Genomic DNA, 1,485 nt, shown 5'->3' with positions numbered 1-1,485 from the left:
CTATCATACCAGTGTCGCGCACCGCGTGGGGCCCTGTCGCCGGCTTTCTGCGCGACGGATCTTTGGTGGCCAACCAACACGCCCCCGGGGCGGCCCCCCCCCCCCAGCACTCGGGCCCACGCCACGTGCAGCACGGGGGCGGGGCTGACGCCGAGGCGGCGCGCGACCTCCCGTACGCGGGCGGTCAGGGCGGCGGAGAACTCCAGCTCGTCCCGGACGACGCCCGCGCCGTCGCCGTGCACGTCGACCATGCCGTACGGAGCGGTGGGCTCGGTGACGTCGCCGAGGAGGTCGGCGAAGTAGCGCTCGTGCTCGGAGTCGTCGCCCCCGCCTCGCGCCTGGGCGACGAAGTTTCGGAAGGGCAGCGGTTCGGCCAGTTCGTCGCCGTGTCCGGTGAGGAAGGCCTGCACTTCCTCGAGGAGAACTTCCTTCGCCGTGTGGTCCTGCACCATGTGATGCATCCGCAGGAGAGCGAGCCGACGACCGCTCTCGGGTAGGGCTGCGATGTGCAGGCTGATCAGCGGGGCCCGGCCCAGGTCCATCGTGGAGCCACCGGCCGCGACCAGGTCCGCGACCGGGTCGACGCTCTCCGCGTCGAGGGCGACCTCGGTGACGGGGAGGGTGGCGTGACGCCACACGACCTGGACCGGCTCGCGCAGACCGTCCCACACGATGGAGGTCCGGTAGATGTCGTGGCGGTCCACGACCTGCTGGAGAGCGGCGAGGAAGGTGTCGAAGCGGTCGCGCGAGTCGAACTCGACGACGGTCGGGAGCGCGTAGGCGTCGTCCCCGCCCTCGTTGAGGAGGTGGTGGAAGAGCAGGCCCTCCTGGAGCGGGGCCAGCGGGTAGACGTCGGCGACATTCGCCGCGCCGCCGTCCACCGAGTTGACGACCACGGCGACCTCGTCGGCCGTGAGGTCGACGAGCGGCAGCATCTCGGGGGTGATGGCGGTCGCGTCGGCCGGGATCGGGTTCTCCGGCACGGCGAACCCGTCCGTGCCCGCCGACAGCGCGAGGCCGGCCACGGTGGGGGTCTCGAACAGGGCTCGCACCGACACCGTGACGCCGCGCTCGCGCAGCCGCTCGACGAGGCGAACGGCGAGGAGGGAATGGCCGCCGAGGGCGAAGAAGTTGTCCTCGACCCCGATGCTGTCGATCCCGAGGATTTCGGCGAAGGCCTCGCAGAGGATCTCTTCGCGACGGTTGGACGGGCTTCGGCTGTCGGTGGTGGCGTACTCGGGCGCCGGCAGGGCCTTGTGGTCGAGCTTGCCGTTCACCGTCAGCGGCAGCACGTCCAGGACCACGACCGCCGACGGAACCATGTACCCCGGAAGCCGACCAGCCACGAACTCACGCACACGAACCGGAAGATCAACAGACGACTCCCCGTCCGCCACCACATAGGCGACCAGACGCGGATCCCCCACAACCTCCTCACGCACCACCACAGCCGCCCGCCCGACACCCGGACAACCCGCCACCACC

1 protein-coding gene and 1 pseudogene are annotated in these 1,485 nt (G+C 70.9%); both read right to left on the bottom strand.

The annotated features are described in order from the left end of the window. Nucleotides 1-1,322, bottom strand: a 1,322-nt coding sequence (locus tag ACFVZW_RS36585; RefSeq protein ID WP_384530847.1) for a condensation domain-containing protein, incomplete at its 3' end; no start/stop codon positions are given. Between the two features lie 3 nt (nucleotides 1,323-1,325). Next, a pseudogene (locus ACFVZW_RS36580) lies at nucleotides 1,326-1,427 on the bottom strand (hypothetical protein); the annotation flags it as partial. Between the last annotated feature and the right edge of the window lie 58 nt (nucleotides 1,428-1,485).

It is taken from the genome of Streptomyces sp. NPDC059567, from assembly GCF_042735655.1.
Taxonomy (GTDB): Bacteria; Actinomycetota; Actinomycetes; order Streptomycetales; family Streptomycetaceae; genus Streptomyces.
The sequence above is the reverse complement of the archived record's forward strand: the minus strand, read 5'-3'. Positions and strand labels throughout refer to the sequence as shown.